The sequence below is a fragment of the Psychromonas sp. SA13A genome, assembly GCF_011378715.1.
Taxonomy (GTDB): Bacteria; Pseudomonadota; Gammaproteobacteria; order Enterobacterales; family Psychromonadaceae; genus Psychromonas.
The window spans coordinates 60572-78354 of sequence record NZ_WTKU01000013.1; the positions used below are offsets into that span (position 1 = coordinate 60572).

Genomic DNA, 17783 nt, shown 5'->3' on the forward strand with positions numbered 1-17783 from the left:
CGATATTTACTCATTACGTTGTTTGTTGATCGTGATGAATGATAGCGGGTATTTGCTTTTATGATCATTAAACTAAACTAATAAATTTTATAATAAGCAGAGCAAATTTTATAACTTACTAGAATAAAAGAGCTTGAAATCATCAATCTTTGGATCAATAATGATATTCATTATCATTAAATTAGCCATTGGAAGGTTGCATGAAGTTACAACATAGTTTTTTATCGGTTTGCATTTTAACATTTATTGCTGGGTGCGATTCTAACGATAGCCCTGCTTCTGAGGAAGTTAATAAAGATACGACAGAACCTGAGATCACATTATCTACACTCGCCGCTAATCGCAGCATATATTCCTCCACTTATTCTATTAACGGTACCGTTATTGACAATCAAGAGGTAACTTCTTTACAGTTGAAAGTTAACGATCTAACCAAAAACGTAACTTTTAATGGAGGGGATTTTGATGTTTCTTTTGTTTTAACACCTGGATTAAACAATTATGAATTAATCGCCTTAGATGCTGCCGGTAATGGAGCATCTATGACTGATAGTATTTATTTTGGACAACAAGTTGCAGCTGGAGGTGCTCACTCTGGGGCCATTATAGATGGTCAGATTTGGACATGGGGTAGGAATAACCTTGGTCAAACCGGAGTAGGGTTTACTAGTAAATTAAATACAGATGAAAATCATCCAACCACGCCGCAAAAAATTGAAGTCTTAGATAACGAAGAACTAGTTACTTTTACTTCTTTAGCATTTAACCAAAATGCATCCATCGCATTGGATAATGAAGGTGATGTATGGGCTTGGGGAGATGGTGATGGCGGTCAATTAGGGTTAGGAGATCAAGATAGTGTAGTTTTAGATGTTGATTATTATACACCTCAAAAAATTAACGCTCTTAAAGACATTGTTTCAATCACTCGTGGTTATGATCATACCGTTGCATTAGATAAAAATGGCCAAGTTTTTACATTTGGTGAGAATGATAAAGGCCAATTAGGCAATAGTTCTAACGAAGACGCTGACTATCCTCAACTTGTTACGTTAACCAATATTGTTCTAATCACTGCCGCTTCAGATTCCACTTACGCTATCGATTCAGATGGTATTCTTTGGGGATGGGGGGAAAATGATAATGGTCAATTAGGCCAAGGTAGTGATGATACAAACGATTATAATACGCCAGTACAAATTCCTTTACTTGAAAAAGTTATTTCTGTTGCAGCAGGTAAAGCACATGTTCTTGCGCTAGGTGAAAGTGGAAAAGTCTACGGTTGGGGATTAAATGCGAGTAATCAAATAGGCAACACAGTTGAAGATACATGGCCTGATGAAATCTACGAAGCAGTTGAATTACCTTGGATAACACAAGCTAAGGCAGTTTGGGCAAATGGCAATCAAAGTTTCGTAGAAAAAAGCGATCAATTAATTTATCCATGGGGTTTTAATGGAACAGGGACATTAGGCCTTGAATCTGATCAAGACCCGATCTCTCCAACTGTCGCAATAGCCGAGCTTAATAATGTGCAGGATATTGCACCTGGCGCATTACATACCATCGCCCTACGTAAAGATCGCTCTATATTTAGTTGGGGATGGAGCTTCGAAGGATCGTTAGGAATTAAAGAACCAATCAACATCTGGGGATACACTGTTCCACAAAAAGTAGAGTTTAATCAGTAATGAAAAGTAAATTATATTTATTACTTAATATCTTATTGGTGGGCTGTGGTGGTTCGGATGGGGCTTCTGACTCTGTCGTTGATAACACCTTAGTACTTGGAGCTACTGGGGGAGTTGCAACGGTAGAATATCAAGAAAATAATGGTTTTTTACAGTTCATTCCTGACCTTGATATTCAAGAATATAATGGGGCTTCCCAAGGCCGAGAGTTATTTATCGCTACTTGGGGCCCTGCTCCTGGGGCGCGAGATCTACTTGATGGTTATGGTCCGCTTGCAATCACTGACTCATGTGCAAATTGCCATGAATCTTCAAGTAGAGCTGAATCATTAAAAAGTGATGGTTCTACTGGCAATGGAATATTGTTCAGATTACGGGATATAGAGGGCAATGTAGATTCTATGTTGGGTGCACAACTGCAAACTTATTCCGCAGATGGAGTGCCCGAAGGAAGTGTAAGCTGGTCCGAAGGAAGTTCAAATGAGATCCTTTTCCATTTAAACGATAATGTAAATGCGCTTGATGAAGGCATAGTTTTAGCACCTAGACTATCGCCTCAATTGATTGGAATGGGATTATTAGATCTAGTGCCTGAATCGGTTATTCTTGAGTATCAAGATGTTAATGATACTGATATGAATGGCATATTTGGTAGAGCAAACCAACAACAGCAATGTATTGGTCGTTTCGGCTGGAAAGCTATCCATTGTTCATTGGATGGGCAAATAGTAGGTGCGCTTCAACAGGATATGGGATTAACTTCAACGTTGAACCCAGCAGAACCTTGCTCTGATAATCAAGGAATATGTAATATTTATCCATCGGGAGGTGACCCTGAAGTATCTGATAAGTCGGTACAGGATATTAATGACTTTTTAACTATACTCGCGGTGCCAGAAAGGCGAATTAATAAACAGGAAACATTCCTTGCGGGAAGAGCACTTTTTAATTCTACTGGTTGTAATGCATGCCACCGAGAAACATTAAGTACTGGTGAAGTGGAAAGATTCCCTATTCTCAGTAATCAAACATTTTACCCTTACACTGACTTATTGCTTCACAATATGGGCCCTGAGCTTAGTGATGGTGCAAAAGAGTCCGGTGCAGAAGCTGATGAATGGCGTACACCACCATTATGGGGATTAGGTTTAATTGAAGGAGATGGGAAAAGTCGATTCTTGCATGATGGTCGAGCCCTCACCATTGAGCAAGCAATCTTGTGGCATGGTGGTGAATCAGAGAGTGCTAAAGAAACTTATTCTCAACTGACGAATGATGAAAAAGATGCATTATTAGCTTTTTTAAGGGCTATTTAATTTAAATTCACTGTGCTGATTTGTTTTGTTTGTCACGAGTTGAAGATCTTAAACTGAAATTGCTCACGTTAAAACTACTGAAGTTAAAGCTGCTATAAATTGAGAGTCTAACCTGCTAACAGAGAGTAGGTTAGACTCTGCTTCTCGCAACTGCTGTACCTACATCAATGAAACCGTTATATTTTCACAATCTAAGGTGAGTTTATCTGTGGCGGATTCAACATTGAAATGTTATCAATAATCGGTTTTAATTAATTTGGATTAGGCATTATCTAATCGATGAGTTAATTAGTTTAGGCAATATTTTCTGTCCCAGCTCAACATTACTAAACGTTTGCTTATTTGGGGCCGAAGCCTCCGTTTTTTAAATGACCCAAAGCCCATTATTTTGCATTTTTATTAACCTCATGATAAATCTATCTATACCCTTCATTTTTTGACTTCATTAAATATTGTGACTTTCCAAGGCTGCAATTGATGACTGTTGTATTCGATTATTTAATTTAAGGTGTTAAAACTAATGTCGCTGAATATACAAAATCTTATTACTGAATTCCCTTTACTTGAGCAATTGATTGCATTGCAAGAAATAAGTTGGTTCAACCCTAATATAACTAGTTTAGAAGAAGGTCTGCCTTATGTTGGGCTCAATCATAATGATATTAAAGCAGCCAGTGATAGGTTAACAAGATTTGCACCTTATTTAGCACAGGTCTTTCCTGAGACGGCTGCAAGCAATGGCATTATTGAATCTGAGGTGGTCAGTATTAGCAAGATGCAAGCACAATTAGAACGTGAATACTCGACACTAATTGTAGGCAAAATGATGCTGAAAAAAGATAGTCACTTACCTATTTCAGGTTCAATTAAAGCGCGAGGTGGAATATACGAAGTATTAACACATGCAGAAAAGTTAGCGATAGCTGCTGGTTTATTAAAAGAGTCTGATGATTATCGTAAACTCGATAGTGATCAATTTAGAGCGTTTTTTAAAGGTTACCGTATCGCCGTAGGTTCAACAGGTAATTTAGGGATGTCTATTGGCATTATGAGCGCTAAATTAGGTTTCTCCGTCTCTGTTCATATGTCTGCAGATGCAAGGCAATGGAAAAAGAACAAACTGCGTGAACATGGTGTGAATGTTGTTGAATATGAACAAGATTATGGTGTTGCCGTGGAGCAAGGTCGTCAACAGGCGGAGAGTGATATTAATTGTTTTTTTATTGATGATGAGAATTCACAAACACTTTTTCTTGGTTATGCTGTTGCAGGTCAACGATTAAAAAAACAGTTCCATGAAATGGGAGTTCGCGTGGATCAAGCTCATCCTCTGTTTGTATATTTACCCTGTGGTGTAGGTGGCGGTCCCGGTGGTGTTGCCTTTGGTTTGAAAATGGCTTTTGGTGATAATGTACATTGTATCTTTGCCGAGCCAACACATTCACCCTGCATGTTATTAGGTGTTTATACTGGATTACATGACGGTATTTCAGTTCAAGATCTGGGTATTGATAATATCACTGCTGCTGATGGATTAGCGGTTGGTCGAGCATCGGGGTTTGTTGGCAGAGCGATGCAACGTCTGTTGGATGGTTATTATACTATCTCAGATCAACGCATGTATCATCATCTAGCTGAGCTCAGTGAATTAGAAAACATTCAACTTGAGCCTTCTGCACTCGCTGGCATAGTAGGCCCGATCATAGTGAATAAAAATATAGAGTATAAAAATCGTTTACAGTTAGATGCCATTAAAATGGAAAATGCTACTCATTTAGTGTGGGCAACGGGTGGCGGTATGGTACCCAAAAAAGAGATGGATGATTATCTTGCTCAATCGTTAACACCTACTTAACCGCCTTTATTTATAGCCAGTTAATATTGATATTAGTCAAGATCTTGAGGTGAAAGTGCTATTAATACTCAGTCATTACTTACAAGCTTTCTCTTGAAACTGATGATTTTAAAAATAAAGATAATCATGGTGGCATTAATCGATAAAATGCCTAGCTCATTATTTATAGAGAATTAGCGGTTAATCATGAACTAAGTAGTAAGCAATAAAAGTAACCTCTACTTCTGAAAGTTAATATTTTTAATTTAAATCACTTCACTTTAAAGCACTGCGCCGTAAATTATTTCAATTAAATTAAGTGGTTACCTTAAGGCTCATGGGTGGCGCTTTCTATGGTAAAGTAGCCGGCCAGGGGACTAGCGATAAAGCCTAAAATTACTCCAATAAGGGGGTTTGACCATGGTCTATTATGGTGGGCTAGCTAGTCAAATATAACTTAAATATGGAGCATGTCCTTCTATTTGTTAATACAAATAGGTAAGACACAGTTTATGAAATTCAAATCAAACAAGTACAGTATTGAATCAACAGATTATCAGGTCGGTCAGGATAATTTTAATAAATGGGGCTTCGATGTCCACAACACAGTTTTCACTGCTTCAGTAGCGTTATCCATCCTTTTCATCGTCACTCTGCTAATGTTAGAGCCTGCCGATGCAAAAGCAGCCATTGACTCAATTAAGGGCTCTGTCCTGTCTAATTTTGACTTCCTATTTATGTGGGGAGCCAATATCTTATTAATCTTTGCCGTTATATTAGCATTTTCACCCTTGGGTAAAATTCGCTTAGGTGGAGATAAAGCGACCACTGATTATTCAACAATGTCATGGATTTCAATGCTATTTGCAGCGGGCATGGGGATTGGATTAATTTTCTGGGGCGTGGCAGAGCCAACTGCTTTCTTTACCAATTGGTACGGAACTCCATTAAATGCAGAACCTTTTACGGCAGAAGGCCGTGAACTAGCATTAGGTGCAACGGTTTTTCACTGGGGACTGCATGCTTGGGCTATCTATGGAATGACAGCACTTTGTTTAGCTTATTTTGTGTATAACAAAGGCCTGCCACTATCCATGCGCTCGGTATTTTATCCGATTTTAGGTGATAGAGTTTGGGGAATAACCGGTGATATTATTGATGTATTAACCGTTTTAGTGACCTTATTTGGCCTAGCAACTTCTCTTGGATTAGGTGGTGCACAGGCGGCTAGTGGTATTAGTCATGTTTTTGGTTTTGAAAATAGCCTTTATCTAAAGCAGTTCATTATTCTATTAATTATGGGCTTAGCTATTCTTTCGGTCACGCGAGGAATGGACGGAGGAGTTAAACTGTTAAGTAACCTGAATATGGTCATTGCCTTTATATTTTTGGGGCTAATTGCTGCTTTGAACTTCACAACGGTACTTGATTCTTTGGCTACCGCAGTGATCGGTTATGTAAAAAATATTATCCCGTTAAGTCAGTCTTCGGGACGTGACGATACAACATGGTTGCATGGGTGGACAGTCTTTTATTGGGCGTGGTGGGTTGCTTATGCACCTTTCTTTGGCATGTTTGTAGCGCGTATATCTAAAGGGCGTACGGTGCGTGAGTTTCTTATTTGCGTGATGGTTATTCCTACGTTAGTCACCACTGCCTGGATGTCAGTTTTTGGTGGTGTAGCTATTGAACAGATCATTGATAAAGTTGGATTGTTAGGTGCTGAGCAAGGTATTACAGATGTGTCTTTAAGTCTTTTTTATATGCTAGATGCTTACCCTCTCGGTGATGTTTTATCTGTTATCGCAGTTGTATTAATTGTTGTTTTCTTTGTAACTACATTAGATTCAGGGTCCATTGTTATCGATAGCATGACAGCCGGAGGCAAACTAGAAGTGCCAATGAAACAAAAGATAGTGTGGGCTGTTATCTCGGGTGTTATCGCAATGGTAATGCTGTGGATTGGCGGTACTCAGTCTATTCAAGCGTTGCAATCAATCACCATTATTGCCGCACTTCCTTTCACTATTATTCTTTTGCTTGGTTGCGTTAGTTTGCTGAAAGGGTTATTAACTGAAGTAGATAAACCAAAGGTAATAGATGAACGAACCAAACAAAGCTAGTATCTAACCAGTATTAAGGCTTTATAAAAAGCTCCTTTGTGCCTAGTGCAAGGGAGCTTTTTTCTATCAAAAATATGAGTATTTAATGTTGTGAACATTTCTTATTTTTTTGTTGTAAGTATTTTTATATAGTTAGCCTCTATTTACCTATCGCGAGAAGTTGCAGGGAGCATGTTATGAATCAAAAACTTGAACAAGTCATTGGTCTAATTGATGACGTTAATAATGAAGATCCAAATAAAGAGTTAGTAGGCGATAAGGAATGGCCAAAGGAACGTTTATATTCTGAGCGTATGGCTGAAATGTTAAATCGTTTTAAACCTGATGCCAACGAGTTATTAAAAATAGCTGTACGTGGCCAACATATTCAACGCTGGAAATCATTACGTAGTGATTATCCGCTTGGAAAGCAAGGATATCACCAGTGGCGATCTGAGCTTTATACCTTTCATGCAAATGGTGTTGCTACCTTGATGCAGCAAGTTGGGTATGAACCAGATGATATAGAACAAGTTAAAAATGCCGTCGGTAAAAAAGCCATTAAACGAAACCCTGATAGTCAATTGGTCGAAGATGTTGCTGGTTTAGTGTTCATTGAATATTACATGTTAGCTTTTGCCCTAAAGCATCCTGAATATACTGAAGAAAAATGGATTGGTATTATTCTTAAAACATGGCGAAAAATGTCAGATGATGCACATCAATTCGTTTTAGCTGGAAATATTAAATTACCTGAGTCTTTACAAAATTTAATTGTTAAAGCTATTAGTTGATTTCAGCTTACTTCGTTTTATTTTAGGAGGTTCGACATCTTGATTTTGAAGTCAAGTATTGAGGTGTCTTATTTTTTATTATTGTGCTTGTCTGAGATTTTATTTCTCCCTTTGAATAGCTTATAAGAAGGTTGTGCCGGAGTAGTATTACACACCGCTTTGTCTTTTTATTTGAGAGCTTAAAAGTAAAGAAAAACTCTTTTACTTTACATTTTGATTCTAAAATTAGTTGCTTGAAATAGTTAATTTTTTCTTTTGTTAAATCTTACTGGATAAGCTTGAAGTTATTATTTAAGTTGTTATATTGAGCTTATGAAAACATCAATATTTTATACTATCAATTTCTTAAGGAGCTTCGTCCTTAAATTCCCCTCTTAAGCGGGCATATGTCTATGCCCATCTGTATTTGCAGATAATCTTCCCAATAAAATTAAACTTAAAAACAAACTTATGAGATCAATTAAACCTCTCAAAAAATAGGTTTATTGTGACTTTTTTATATGCATTTTGTCTAATCGTATGTGATTAATATTTATCAAAATAGATCAGGAGGCTATGTGAGTTGAATCTGAGTAAATTTTAGTTTTGTTACAAAAATACGTAATTAATCTGTTATTTATTATTTAGGTGATGATATGTCAAAGAGTGAAATGAAAAAGCCCGTTTTATCATTGAAAGAAAAACGGAAACTTAAGAAAGAAGATAATAGCAATAAAATTGTAAAACCTAGAAAAAGAAAAGGTTAAATAATGATGGGGCCATATATTGGCCTCATTTTAAAAATTACCGATTGAAAATCAAACACAACAATAGTCAAAATAGTTATAAAAATTGTATATGAGGTGCTGTGTCGTCGTAGTGAAAATAACAAAATATATTTTATCTTATTGAAATATATTTGTTATTTCTATTTTAACCCCACCCAATCTACATTAACGAACGTTAAATTAATCTTTAACGTCTCTACGAATAAATGTTCTGACTTGTGTTAGATCTTTAAATAATTGTTGTATTAATAATACTGAGAATAAAAATGAATCAAAAACCAGAGATTACTATTTCGTCCTTAGATTTAGATCGATTATATAACGTCATTGATCTGTTATCTAAAAACAGTGTGGCAGGAGTGAGTGGACTTGAAGAGGAACTCGCTCGTGCCAATATAGTCGATCCTGAACAGATTCTTCCGGATCTAGTTACCATGAATTCTACCGTCAAATTTTCTGTTGACTCATCACTAAAAGAGTTTGTGCTTACCCTTGTTTATCCCAAAGATATTGATTCAAAAGGTGAGAAAATATCAATATTAGCTCCCGTCGGAAGCGCTCTTCTTGGGCTTTCTATAGGGGACAGAATTGAATGGCCAAAACCAGGTGGGGGAACAATCAAAGTAATGATTAAAGAAATACTGTATCAACCAGAGAGAGATGGCGAACTTCATCGATAAGTAACATTAAAAAGTTCGGTGATCGCTATGCCACCGAATAATTTATAGCTGCGCTTATATCATGGCTCTTTATATCTGGGCAACACAAGGGTCGTAGTCCCAAAGGGCTATCAAAGCATAACCAAATAAAGACTAAATAAAATGAATGCTTATTTTCAAATATTCTTTTTAAAATATGGCATTCCATTTTTGAGTTCAAAATAATACAAGATCGCATGTTGACGATTAAATTGAAAAGCAATCTCTGATAGAACTAATATTTCATTTTAACTTTAAAGGAAGCATTTTATTATGTGGATAATATATGCATTACTCGCTACTGTTTTTTTTGGTATGCGAGGGGTATTGTACCAATGGACATCACAGAAAAAGATGAACCGAAATTTATTCTTATTTGGCGTCTTTTTTGTAGGATTTTTAGTAAGTATTTCTGGTGTCGCCTTGCTAGACCAAGAATGGTATGGATGGGCGGATATTGCCGTTGGTTTAGCATTAGGCTTTGGTTCTTTTGCCGCTAATGCTTTTTTACATAAAGGCTTTTCTGTTGGAAAGGCTTCCCTCATTAGTATTTTGTCTGGGTTAACTCCCTTATTTGTACTGATTTTTGCTTTTTTATTATGGCAAGAGACCTTGACCACACTGCAATTGATTGGCTTTTTTATCATTTTTGGTGGTCTTTATATTATCCGCTACTCCAATGAAATTTCCATAACCAATTTACAAGGTGCGCAATGGGGATTACTTGCAGCATTATTCTTTTCATTTAATGACTTATTAGGTAAGCAGTCCACTCTTCTTGAGGCTGATACGTTCGCCACATTAACCTCAATGTTTGGTTTTGGTAGTTTTCTTTTTGCGATGAGTTGGTTAGCCAATCGTAAAAAAATAGTGGAGGATGAAAATGACACTCGTCCTAGTTGGTCTGGATTAAAAACATTTTCCTGCGGCTTATTTATTGGATTGACTAATGTCGCTGGCATGGTTGCAATAATATCCGCTTTTTCAATTGGCAACACAGGATTAGTATCAGCTATTTCTGGAATGAATATCTTAATCATCCTGTTGTACTCTCGCATTATTTTAAAAGAATCTTTTACTCGCCAAGAGTTTTTAGGATTAGCTACCGCTTTCATAGGGGTTATAGTACTGAGATTGAGCTATTAATAATTCCTGTTTTGAAGTGATTAAAAAGTAATCATTAAATTAATGCGACGCAAAATCGTCGTGTACTTTTTATATATAGTTTGTGTGTGATTTATGACATTTTTTAATTTTTTGGGTAAATAAACTTTATAAAAAACTATTTTTCTTAAAGTGTAGAAATTCTACAGTTGGTTAGGTGGTTAGGTGATAGGAGTTATATGGCATATTTATATTTTGATGAGTCAATTCGAGATAATGGATGTTCAGATTAACTTAGCTTTTACTTTTTGCTTGTAAGCGTTTTATGTTCAAATTGTAAATCCATCTCTTCTCTTTAGCTTTAAATTGTACATTCAGCACCTCTTTTAATATTTTTTTATCATTAATATTACTATTTGTGATTGTTATTTGGCTTTAAGTGTTTAATATGCAAATCAAATGTTAAGTTTCTACCTAATAATAGGCATTTTTATGTCGGGTATTTACGAAGAAAATTAATATTTAACATATTTTTTACTTTTCAAATTGCAGGGAATCTTAATGAAAAAAACATTACTCGCTCTAAGTGTTGCTGGTTTATTAACAGCATGCGGTGGTTCAGATGGTACTAATACAAGTACTGGTTCAAGTAGCTTCAAAGTTATTGATGGTTATTTAAGTGATGCAGAAGTTTGTGTAATAGCCGAAGGTGCTGATATTTGTACTAAAATTGGTGAAACTGATGAAAATGGCAGTATCGAAATTCCAGCGGGAACTACAGGGCAATTAGTCGCAACAATCATTGCTGGTAAAACATCAGATGCAGACAGTATCGGTTTTGTTGATACGACATATCAAATGCTGGCTGATATTAAGGTTAGTACTCATAACGTTATCACTCCTTATACAACATTAGATGCACTTGATCCTGATAAATCAATAGCAGATATTGCTGCAGAGCTGGGGTTAAATGTTGATGTTATTAATGGAGATTATGTTGCATCAACCAGTGAAGAAAAAGAAACAGTACATGCAATTGCAAGAGCCCTAGCGTCACAATTAAATGAAAGTAAAGACGAGAATGAACCTGCAACATTATTAACACAAGCAATTCATATAAAAGCGTACATTGATGATAATGAAATTACGGACTTATCTAATGCTCATTTTAGTATCGATAGTAATAACATCGTTACACATAGTATCAGTAATCCTAAATTAAATACTTTCATTACAAACAACCTATATGTTGAAGATGATCCTGACTCAAACTTTAAATCCCGAGTAAACCTATTCAATTTATATAATTTAAATGAAATTAGAAATGAATCAGAGAATTTTGAAGTAGGCTTTACTTCAGGTACAAATATTTCAATATATAATTCTGATGAGAAAATTGACGCTGAATTCACTACAGAAGGTAATATAATCAACCTTTCGATTGACGGTGAATCTGTTTCAGATGAGTTTATTTACGTAGGTGATAATTTAGCTTTAGTCGTCACCAGTTCAGATAGTGATTTAATTACTTATGTAGATTCAGATGCGGATGATAGAGACATAGTTTGGTCTAAAGATTATTTTATCGATAATACATTTTATTATATCTTCGATGATTCTGATTCGGACACGCCTAAACCTGCCATTATAGATATAACTTTTGCAGAGGATGGTACTGCGATAATGCATGATCAAGGTCCAGAAGAGAATATCACTTGGGAGGTTGATGGTTTGTATTTAACACTTTATTTTGATGCTAATGATCCGGATGATTCAATAACAATCTTAAAGTATGTAGCTGAAGGTGATATAACTTTATTTGCAGAAAAGGCTGAACCTGGATATAAACCTTCTTCTTATGGTTTGATGTCTACGAATCAAACATTAGCAAAACAAATCTTTAATCGTTGGAATACATTGGCTAATTAATTAGTGTTAAACTCCCCACGCTGGGTGCGCGGGGAGCTTATTTATATGAACCACTTTTTAAAAGGTACTCTTAACTAAGCTAGGTCTGTGATTCTCTATAATTACATTTTAAATATAATCAAAAACTTCCAGAACCGTTTCTAACTCCCATTGGTATAAGCTCATTCTTAGATGCATCTATTAGGGGACTGTCATTAGAGAACTGTCAAGTTAATAACTGCCTCAGCCATTATTATGGCATCTGCTAAGCCTAAATTTAGGTCATATTTATTAGGATCTAATGCAGCAAAAATAGTTCGTCATGCACCTTGTTCGGTTTTTGTCGTGAGATAATTGAAGTTGTGAGCATTTAATTAAGTCTATTTATGTGTGATTTTTTCATCTTTTCACCTCAATTCTGCTATTTATTTAAAACACTTTAATGCGCATAAAAAAGCAAATAATTACACTTTTATGCGCATAAAAGTGTAATTAGCTGCTTATCTAAGAATCTTAAATTAGATTGTTTATTGGAATTTTAGTTTTTTGATTCAGTTGTTGGTTATTATTAGGGAGGGAGTTTTTGTTTATTATGGCTTTTTTGGTAAGAGTAGGTGGCTTTACGATGTCATTAAATGGCGTTTTTAAGTAATCATTTTCTGTTATAATTATTCTTTTAAAATGTCAGTTGAAGGTTAGTAGCAATCACTTCTTTAATGTGAACGGTATAACACTCTTATTTGGCTTAATGATCTTCCTTTATTTTATTCTTGGTGTTTTATGCAAAATTTCCCTACAAACCACTTTTCTATTGCTCCGATGCTTGATTGGACTGATTTTTAGTTGTTAACTCGGTTTTTGGCTCATGAGGCAGACTATAGGCGTACCATTATTTTTATATTTTATTTTTAAGCTAAAAGGCGTACCTATCTATTGTGATTCAAAGCTAATCACTGACTTCAAAAATAAATCGATTAAGTTTGTTATTATTTCAATTGTAGAATATAGATGTCGTAAATAGGAAGGAGACTACATACATCAGGCTAGAGATGTAAATAAGAGCCTATACATTAACAACATTCCGAAAAAGTTCAGCTTATGCGAGAAGACGCTAAGCATTTTATTCTGCCAAAAAGAAAACACCGAACTTTTCCACGTTCAGTGCTCTATATTTCGTTTAGGTTAAGCCTAAAACCCATTAACCGAACTGTATTACCTTGCAGGGCTAGTTTTTATATTATATAAAGAAAGGAATTGTATCGTACCCTGTTTGAAATAGTTTAATATCGATTGTTACTACCCAATAGCATTATTTTATCTTCAATTGCTTTAGATACAGCATTACATCCAATGTTAATGACTTTACGTGGATCATTTATATCTGTTGTAGTGTTTTCAAACAACTGTTTTACTGTTAAACACCATTCATACATAAACTCTGTGTTGACATTTACTTTTGCAGTTCCTAAAGATATTGCTCTTAAAATATCTTTATCGGAAATTCCCGTTCCACCATGTAAGACCAAAGGGATTTTTGTGGCTAAGGAAATTTCTTCCATTTCAGCAAAGCCAATTTTTGCTTTTCCTCGATATAAGCCATGTGTAGAGCCAAGAGCAGGAGCAAAAGCAGTTGGTTTTAGTTTAGCTATTTCTTCGCACTCCTTGAGATCTGCATAAATCACATTAGAATTTACGATGCCATCTTCAGAACCTGCAATTGTTCCTAATTCGAGCTCAACCGAGACATCTTTGCTTTTCGCATAATTAATAACTTCAAGTGAAAGTTTTAGATTTTCTTTAAATGGGAGATGTGAACCATCAAACATAACAGATGTGAAACCTGCATCAATTGCTTCTTTACATATTTTGACTGATTTTCCGTGATCCAAATGAATAACAACCGGTGTAGTGATTTCTAAGTAATCAATAAGATGAGTGACTATTGAAACAATTGTTTTAAATCCACCCATTTGCGGAATACTGCCTGAAGAAACGCCTAATATAACTGCTGATTTTTGTTTCTTCGCAGCATTTAAAACTGCGGTGATCCATTCAATATTATGTATGTTGAATTGCCCGACAGCAAATTTTTCTTTATATGCAAGTTCTATTACCGGTTTCATTGAAGTTAACATTATTTTGTCCTTATACTTTAAATTTCAGCATTAAAAAAGTCATAATCTTTCGAGTATTTAGATGTTTCTACTACATCTAACGTCGGTATTGATGTTCTAACACCCTTTTTGCCTACAGATATAGCGGCTGTTTTTGATGCAAAGTTAATTATTTTATCTATTGACCATTTTTTTGAAACTCCATATGCAAATGCCCCATGAAAAATATCTCCTGCGCCCGTTGTGTCTATTGGGTTTTTAGACTTGTAGCTTGGAACGATAACTATTAATCCATCTTTGCACTGATTTATATTTTTAAGTGCACTTTTATTTTTCAGATCCGAGAGTAACACCCTGTAATCTAAGTAAGCACAACCTCGTTCCCCTAGAGTGATGACTACATAGCCTCGACATATCTTTTTAAGATTTATTAAAGCATGTAATAAGTCTTCTTTTGTTGTGAATTCTTTCATATTTGAATGAGCTAGAGCAAAGCTTTCACTAACGACCATATAATCTGTCAACTTAGCTAACTGTAAATTACTTATTCTTAGCGATCCCCCATCCATTACCACTTTAGCATCAGGAAATTGATGTATTATTTTTTCACTTAGCTCCTGTTCACGCCCATCAATTAAAATAACATCACATTCTAAATCTGGCGGAATTGTAAATTTCGAAACATCCGCAATATGAGATGATTTTCTAAGGATAATAGTTCGACTGCCTGTATCAGTATTTACGGTTATATTTGCAAGTGGTGTTGGGTAATTAACATTTTTGGTAATAAGACTAGTGTTCACACCAACACTTTTTAACTCTTCTATTATCCTTTCACCGTATATGTCATTGCCGACGTATCCTGTGTGAAAACATTTTTCTCCCCAAACTCCTAATAAATAAGCAGCATTTGCAGTAGGTCCTCCGCCGCTTTCATAGTAATCAGTAGCTACATATTTAGAATTTTCTTTTGGATACTCATTTACAAAAAAAAATTGATCAAAACAAGTTAGGCCAATTGTTAATATTGACATTGTAATTCACCTTATATGCATAATTTAAAATAGGACTAGCCAGAGAGTATGGCTAGTGTTATTGAACTAATTAAGAGTCAGAAACTCCAATAATTTTACCTTTATAAAGGAAAGATGGGATAATCAGTGCAATTGCTAGCAAAGCTGTGATGGCATAAATGCCTATCTGACCAATTAATGTATTGCTGTAACCTAAAAAGATACCTATAACAGTAAAATCAACATCTCCAAATGTAGTGTTAGCAAACCCAAGTGTTCCTAGTACAGGTAGTAGCAATGCAGGTAAAAAACCTAGTAATAAACCATTGACAAAAGATCCTGAAATACATCCTTTCTTACCACCTAATTTGTCACCGTAAACGCCTGCTGTTCCACCACAGAAGAAATGTGGGACCATACCTGGGATAATTAAGGCTGCGCCAACACCACCAAGAACTATTAATGCAACTAGTCCACCAATAAATGATGATATAAAGCCCACAATTACGGCTGTTGGAGAGTATGTAAAGAATACAGCACAATCTACAGCAGGCATCGAATTAGGAATTAATTTGTCACTAATCCCTTGGAATGCGGGTATTAATTCACTAAGTATTAATCGTATACCGTTGTATACGACTGTTACGCCTACTGCAAACCCAATACCAGACATAAGTGAATAAAGTACAATACCTTTGTCAGTTAATGTTGATATATACTCAGTTCCAGCAAAGGTACAACAGATTAGGTAAATTAGAATCATTATGATTGACGTTGTAATTGTAGTATCAGATAAAAAGTTCCATTTTTCAGGGATATCATTATCTGCAAAAGAATTTTTAGGTTCTCCGACTTTAGATGCGATAAATGCTGATAAATAGTAGCCTAAGCTTGAAAAATGCCCCATTGCTATACCATCATGATCTGTCACTTTATCTGTATAACGTTGACCAATTGCGGGTGAAATCGAAGACCAAGCTCCGAGAATAAAGCCACCAATGAATACGAGTTCCTTTCCCTCCATACCACTTGCTTGTAGAACAGCAGATAATAGAGCTGCTAAGAAGAATGAATGGTGTCCAGTTAAGAAAATATATTTATATTTGGTGAATCTTGCTATTAGTAGGTTAAACATAAACCCTAATATAAGGATGATCATTGTTTCAAAACCAAGTATTTTCTGAGCAACAGAAACAATAGCTTCATTATTTGGGATTACTCCTTGGATATTAAATGCAAATTGTATAATTTGACCTAGTGGGTTGAGGTTGTTGACGATAACGGTAGCCCCTACACCTAACATTACATAACCAGCGATTGGTTTTAATGTACCAACTAATATTTTAGATTTTGTTTCCTTGAGTAAAATTAATCCGATAAAAGAGATAAGGCCCATTAGAATTGCAGGCTCGGAAAGAATGTTCGTTAATATGTCTATAATTTTGTCCATGACACCTATCCTTATGATTTATTGGTAAAATTTAATATCTGCTCTTTTATATCATCTGATATTTTCTGTATGTTTGTGTAAGATCTAATAACTATAACTTCCTTATCTTTTAATTCTGTTGCTAGTCTTTTCGCCGTTATAAAAAAATCAGCTGATTCGCTTTTTGCTGTCATTAGATCAGAAGATTTGATATTAATATCGATATTCCACTCCTTACATAATTTTTTAATCACACCTGCCAACATAAGTGAACTACCTATACCATTCCCACACACAGTAATAATTTTTATCATTTTTAACTCCTAAGTTAGTAATGCTTTAGCTTCTTCTAGGTTATTACAATTAATTAGTGATTTAACAAAATTTGGGGAATTACAAAGATCAGCAAGTTTTGTGATTGTATTGATGTGTTCGTCTGAGTTAGTACCAACTAAACCAAAAACAATTGAAACAGGATCATTATCCTCATTTCCAAAGTTTATAGGGGGATCAAGAGTTACAACTGAAAATCCTGATTTTAGTGCTCCATCTTCAGGTCTTGCATGTGGCATGGCGATATGTTCATCGACTACAATATATGAACCAAATTCATCAAAAAAATCTAACATTTTATTTTTGTAATTTTCATTACAAAAACCATTATCAACAAGCAGTTGTCCTGCAATAGAGATAGCTTCCTTTGCGTCTTCACATTTTACTTTTAAGATAATCAAATCAATCTCCTATAAACGATTGGCTCATAGTAGTAAATATCTATTTTAATACTGTGATAGGGTTCACGGTGTAATTTACATTTGGGCATTATTTTTAAAAGTGATGTTTTTTTGAGACTTATCTTATACTTTTATTTATTAATGCTATATGAGCTGCAGAAAATATAGATTTATCTTGATAACTTTGGCTTTCTTTGGCGGGTTATTTTTTGATAGGTAGTTTAATCAAAACTCTTCAATCGAAAAATTTAATGATTTTTTATATATGACCAACTTATA

14 protein-coding genes are annotated in these 17783 nt (G+C 35.1%); 9 read left to right on the forward strand and 5 right to left on the reverse strand.

The genetic code is table 11. The features are described 5' to 3' along the window. The first annotated feature begins 200 nt into the window (after positions 1–200). From GQR44_RS12485 to GQR44_RS12525, 9 genes are all read left to right on the forward strand, one after another. The gene (locus GQR44_RS12485; protein WP_166372101.1) at positions 201–1691 is read left to right on the forward strand and encodes an RCC1 domain-containing protein; all 1491 of its coding nucleotides are present in this window, start codon (positions 201–203) and stop codon (positions 1689–1691) included. After that, positions 1691–3007, forward strand: coding sequence for a di-heme oxidoredictase family protein (locus GQR44_RS12490; protein WP_166372102.1), 1317 nt, complete (start codon positions 1691–1693; stop codon positions 3005–3007). The genes GQR44_RS12485 and GQR44_RS12490 overlap by 1 nt, the downstream gene beginning before the upstream one ends. A gap of 520 nt (positions 3008–3527) precedes the next feature. Then, on the forward strand, positions 3528–4862 hold the full coding sequence (locus tag GQR44_RS12495; RefSeq protein WP_166372103.1) for a D-serine ammonia-lyase: 1335 nt from the start codon (positions 3528–3530) through the stop codon (positions 4860–4862). Positions 4863–5353: 491 nt separating this feature from the next. Continuing rightward, positions 5354–6964: a BCCT family transporter gene (locus tag GQR44_RS12500; RefSeq protein WP_166372104.1), complete on the forward strand. Its 1611-nt coding sequence runs from the start codon at positions 5354–5356 to the stop codon at positions 6962–6964. A gap of 176 nt (positions 6965–7140) precedes the next feature. Continuing rightward, positions 7141–7737: a DUF4202 domain-containing protein gene (locus tag GQR44_RS12505; RefSeq protein WP_166372105.1), complete on the forward strand. Its 597-nt coding sequence runs from the start codon at positions 7141–7143 to the stop codon at positions 7735–7737. 1033 nt (positions 7738–8770) lie between these two features. Next, positions 8771–9184, forward strand: a complete 414-nt coding sequence (gene rnk, locus GQR44_RS12510; RefSeq protein ID WP_166372106.1) for a nucleoside diphosphate kinase regulator — start codon at positions 8771–8773, stop codon at positions 9182–9184. A 291-nt stretch (positions 9185–9475) separates the two neighbouring features. Beyond that, positions 9476–10348, forward strand: coding sequence for a DMT family transporter (locus tag GQR44_RS12515; protein ID WP_166372107.1), 873 nt, complete (start codon positions 9476–9478; stop codon positions 10346–10348). Between the two features lie 519 nt (positions 10349–10867). Then, on the forward strand, positions 10868–12235 hold the full coding sequence (locus GQR44_RS12520) for a hypothetical protein (protein WP_166372108.1): 1368 nt from the start codon (positions 10868–10870) through the stop codon (positions 12233–12235). Between the two features lie 213 nt (positions 12236–12448). Beyond that, the gene (locus GQR44_RS12525) at positions 12449–12568 is read left to right on the forward strand and encodes a universal stress protein (RefSeq protein ID WP_346774351.1); all 120 of its coding nucleotides are present in this window, start codon (positions 12449–12451) and stop codon (positions 12566–12568) included. A 926-nt stretch (positions 12569–13494) separates the two neighbouring features. Here GQR44_RS12525 and GQR44_RS12530 read toward each other — a convergent pair. The 5 genes from GQR44_RS12530 to GQR44_RS12550 form a co-directional block, all read right to left on the reverse strand. Further along, positions 13495–14349: a ketose-bisphosphate aldolase gene (locus GQR44_RS12530; RefSeq protein WP_166372109.1), complete on the reverse strand. Its 855-nt coding sequence runs from the start codon at positions 14347–14349 to the stop codon at positions 13495–13497. A gap of 17 nt (positions 14350–14366) precedes the next feature. Further along, complete coding sequence (locus GQR44_RS12535) at positions 14367–15362, reverse strand: PfkB family carbohydrate kinase (RefSeq protein ID WP_166372110.1); 996 nt, start codon at positions 15360–15362, stop codon at positions 14367–14369. A 70-nt stretch (positions 15363–15432) separates the two neighbouring features. Then, positions 15433–16791 (reverse strand): PTS ascorbate transporter subunit IIC, encoded by a 1359-nt coding sequence (locus GQR44_RS12540; protein WP_166372111.1) that lies wholly within the window; start codon positions 16789–16791, stop codon positions 15433–15435. An 11-nt stretch (positions 16792–16802) separates the two neighbouring features. Continuing rightward, on the reverse strand, positions 16803–17084 hold the full coding sequence (locus GQR44_RS12545) for a PTS sugar transporter subunit IIB (RefSeq protein WP_166372112.1): 282 nt from the start codon (positions 17082–17084) through the stop codon (positions 16803–16805). Between the two features lie 9 nt (positions 17085–17093). Beyond that, on the reverse strand, positions 17094–17504 hold the full coding sequence (locus GQR44_RS12550; RefSeq protein ID WP_166372113.1) for a PTS sugar transporter subunit IIA: 411 nt from the start codon (positions 17502–17504) through the stop codon (positions 17094–17096). Between the last annotated feature and the right edge of the window lie 279 nt (positions 17505–17783).